We start from the raw sequence: 3769 nt of genomic DNA, 5'->3' as shown, positions 1-3769 counted from the left end.
GTAACCATGACCATAGATAAAGTTTTGACGGATTAGATAATTAGCCCCATTGTAGAGATTTTTGGAATGCCATGATAACTCATCTATCTCATTCCAAAACTGATGACCTCTTTTAATAATATGTCTTTCGGCTAATTTCACAAGCGTTCCTTTAATTCGGCAATTATTTTTTCGGTTTTCCGTTTCGAGCGTCTTAATCCATAAAGACGAGAACAGAATGAAGTAATGATAGCAATTAAATCTTCCATTAATTCATCTTGTTTATCCTCGCTATGATTGACAATCTCAACGGTTTTTCCCATCTCTTTTAACAGGATCTCCAAGTAATTTGTCCCAAACCTCGCCAAACGGTCTTTATGCTCCACTACCAATATATCGTAATGGGAATCGGTTAAAACCTTAGCCAATTTTGGACGATTATCATTTAAACCACTGCCAATTTCTTTGACGACTTTATAAATTTGATAGCCTCTGGCAATAGCATAATCTTTTAACCGTTCCGCTTGTCGCTCAAGGTTATCTTTATTTTCGGCACTAGAGACTCTGGCATAAATACAGGCAATTCTCTCGGTTTTTTTCTTCCCTTCTTCGGTAATGATAATTGTCCCCGAAGGCAGTTGATAGCCAGAGAGATGACCTTTTTGCCACCATCTCCACGCCGTTTGATAACTCACCCCGGCTTTTTTGGCATAGTCTGAGAGTTTCATGGTTCTATCTTACCATGAATGACTATACTTGACTGTATTTTAAGTTAAACTTTACAATACAGCGCTTCTACAGCCTGCGATCGCTAAACTTAGCAGTATATCACTTTTACAAGGAGTATAGGCTTATACTCCTTGTTTTTGTCATATTTATTGATTAAAACGTAAATTTTTGTATCAATTTCCTCAAAAATGCATAAAATTGCCCATAAAAAACTGACTAATTTATAGCACCCTCTGAAATTTTTCTCTATGACATGACCTCAAGCGAGAACCTAGATCCCCTAGATCGCCAACTGCGGCAACTTGTACTCAGGGCCCAAGAGTGTCCACGGGGAACACTCGATTATCACCGGGCCCTGAATCAACTCATTAGCGTGCTATTCAATTGTGGTAAGCTTTACCGTCCCCATCCGAATGACCTTCCTGCTGATTATCGACAGGCCCATGCAGAAATTTATAGTGAAGCAAAACAAAATTTGATGCTTTACCTGTGTCAACATATCGATGAGTATCAACCGGAACGAGCAAACGTTTTAGCTTGGGTTAACTTTTTACTCAAGCACCGTTTTTGGTTTGGGGCTATTCAGGAATTTCGCTGTTTTCATCCCTATGGTTCGCAGTTTTCTCAATGGACGTTAGATGATCTGGAGGACAATAAACCCGACACTAATGACGACGAGAAATATCTATCGACTACAGAACTGATCGTTAAACGATTAGAGGATAATCCAGAACATGAGTTCAGTAAAATTCATGTTAAACGTCATCCCAAGGCGAATCTGAGGATTTTGATTTTAATGCGGCTCTATGGTCAGTCTTGGCAAGATATTTCTGCGTCCCTTGGTGTTAGCGTTCCTACCTTGTCGAGCTTTTATCGGCGCAAAATGATTCAATTGAAAAAACTGTTACAGGATTTAACGACCTAAATTATTACTTTTTCTTGGAGTTTATTGTCATGGTTACCCATTCTTCCCCATTGTTCGATTCTCTCGATGCTATTTGTCCTAAAATTTCTCTGGGATTTAGGGACTATCAACAGGCTGAGGCGTTCTTACAGGCACAAAAGAGTGCTAAAAAGCGCAAGCAAGTTTATTTGAATACCCTATCAGTTTTGGCGGTTAAATTCTATCTTCAATGTTTAGGGTTTGCACCCCATACACAGGATTGCGAAAGCTTTGATCCGGTGCTTCAGGCTTGTTTCGATGTGGCGGATTTACACTTACCGAATCGAGGTAAGGTTGAATGCCGTCCGGTTTTGCCGGGTGAGGATTATATGAGCGTTCCTCCTGAAGTTTTTGAGGATCGTCGCGCCTATGTTGCAGTTAGGTTCAATCGGGAATTAACGGAGGCGGAAATTCTCGGCTTTGTGGAGCAAGTGGAGGCGGAAAGGATTCCTTTGAGCGAGTTACGATCGCCCGCAGAACTACTTGATTTTTTGTACGCTGTATGCATACCCAGGATTCATCTCAGTGATTGGCTCAAAAATGGGATTGCCCAAGGTTGGCAAACCCTAGATGAGATCTTGGGCGTTCAACAGCAGCAACTGGCGCTTAATTTTCGTTCAAAAAATAATAATCAGGCGGTTAAGCGGGGTAAGCTGTTTCAACACCAAAACAATCATTTTACCCTGCTGATGGGCGTTCAACCCCTAAATCAACAAATGCAGATTTCCGTGGAGCTGTATCCCACGGGAGAGCAGACTTATCTGCCCCACGATCTGAAAGTGAATATCTTGAATGACACTGGTCGTTCCATTATGGAAGCGATCGCCACCCAGACCAAGAATATTCAAATGGAATTTAAGGGAGAAACGGGAGAACCCTTTAGCGTGCAAATTTCCCTCGGCCAGATGTGCATGATTGAATCTTTTGTGATTTAATAAACATACCCTCATCATCCCTAATCTAGAATCCGCCATGAAAAAATTCGTCGGACTCAAGCTCGAAGGTGACTTGCTCCTATCCGGATGTCGAGTCACCTTAGAAATGGGTCAGGAAGGGGAACCCCGTCAGATTGAACAGGTGGGGAGATTACCCCAGTGTCCTGACCTATGTTTGGCTCTGCAACAGTGGCAAGAGAGTTATGACCAATTAGATGGAAATTCGCGGCTCGAACCGGGTAAGATTGTTTACGATGGCTCCATTAGCGATCGCCTCGAACAGTGTCTTCAGGCAGCAGAGAACCTGAGCCAACAGTTTCAAACCTGGCTCAGATCTCCCTCATTTCAAGACCTCGATCGCCGGTTGCGGGAAGAATTGCAACGAGATGATAAAATTCGGTTTCTGATCCGCACGGAAATCGCCCAATTGCAACAGCTCCCCTGGCATTTGTGGGACTTAATTGACCGCTATTCTCAAGCGGAAGTGGCCTTAAGTCAAGTGTGCTTTGAACCCTGTCAACCCCCCAACCCATCCCCCGAAAAGATGAGAGTGTTGGCGATTTTGGGCAACAGTGATGGGATTAATGTTGAGGGCGATCGCCAAATCCTGGAAAGCTTGCCCTACGCAGAGGTAACTTTTCTCGTAGAACCCCAACGGGATCAAATTACCGATCGCCTCTGGAGCAGCCCTTGGGATATTATCTTTTTTGCCGGCCATAGCCAAACCGAAGGCGATCGCGGACGGATTTATATTAATTCCCAAGAGTCTCTCACCCTGACCGAACTCTGGTATGGCCTGCGTAAAGCAACACAACAGGGCCTGCAAGTGGCCATTTTTAACTCCTGTGATGGCTTAGGACTAGCGCGAGAACTCAAAGATTTAGCCATTCCCCACGCGATCGTCATGCGGGAAAAAGTTCCCGATCGCATCGCCCAAGAATTCCTCAAATCCTTTCTACATAGCTTTTCTAGGGGTCAATCCTTCCATTTATCGGTGCGCGAAGCCAGGGAAAAACTGCAAGCTTGGGAAAATGAATTCCCCTGTGCCACCTGGTTACCGATCATCACCCAACATCCTACGGCTACGCCTCCCACTTGGCCCCAACCCCAAGAGTTAACGCCAGTTATGACCCCAGTGGCAGCACCTGCGGCAAAAGTTTCACGGCGATCGAAAATTAAAGCC

4 protein-coding genes and 1 pseudogene are annotated in these 3769 nt (G+C 44.1%); 3 read left to right on the top strand and 2 right to left on the bottom strand.

Annotation, left to right across the window (positions count from 1 at the left end):
• A pseudogene (locus PJF56_RS22280) lies at positions 1 to 141 on the bottom strand (RNA-guided endonuclease TnpB family protein); the annotation flags it as partial.
• Positions 138 to 707, bottom strand: a complete 570-nt coding sequence (locus tag PJF56_RS20330; RefSeq protein WP_283764544.1) for an IS607 family transposase — start codon at positions 705 to 707, stop codon at positions 138 to 140. The pseudogene PJF56_RS22280 and the gene PJF56_RS20330, both read right to left, overlap by 4 nt.
• Positions 708 to 961: 254 nt before the next feature.
• On the opposite strand from PJF56_RS20330, the gene PJF56_RS20325 reads away from it, so the two are divergent.
• The 3 genes from PJF56_RS20325 to PJF56_RS20315 form a co-directional block, all read left to right on the top strand.
• Positions 962 to 1633 (top strand): sigma-70 RNA polymerase sigma factor region 4 domain-containing protein, encoded by a 672-nt coding sequence (locus PJF56_RS20325; protein ID WP_283764543.1) that lies wholly within the window; start codon positions 962 to 964, stop codon positions 1631 to 1633.
• A 29-nt stretch (positions 1634 to 1662) separates the two neighbouring features.
• Positions 1663 to 2586 carry a DUF1822 family protein gene (locus PJF56_RS20320; protein WP_283764542.1) on the top strand — a complete coding sequence of 308 codons (924 nt, stop codon included), beginning with the start codon at positions 1663 to 1665 and terminating at the stop codon, positions 2584 to 2586.
• A gap of 37 nt (positions 2587 to 2623) precedes the next feature.
• A partial coding sequence (locus tag PJF56_RS20315; protein WP_283764541.1) for a CHAT domain-containing protein occupies positions 2624 to 3769 on the top strand: 1146 nt, incomplete at its 3' end.

This window comes from Roseofilum halophilum BLCC-M91 (genome assembly GCF_030068445.1).
Lineage (GTDB): Bacteria > Cyanobacteriota > Cyanobacteriia > Cyanobacteriales > Desertifilaceae > Roseofilum > Roseofilum halophilum.
The sequence above is the reverse complement of the archived record's forward strand: the minus strand, read 5'-3'. Positions and strand labels throughout refer to the sequence as shown.

Coding starts and splice junctions, on each gene's coding strand:
- PJF56_RS20330 (WP_283764544.1), bottom strand. CDS start 707: ATGAAACTCTCAGACTATGCCAAAAAAGCCGGGGTGAGTTATCAAACG.
- PJF56_RS20325 (WP_283764543.1), top strand. CDS start 962: ATGACCTCAAGCGAGAACCTAGATCCCCTAGATCGCCAACTGCGGCAA.
- PJF56_RS20320 (WP_283764542.1), top strand. CDS start 1,663: ATGGTTACCCATTCTTCCCCATTGTTCGATTCTCTCGATGCTATTTGT.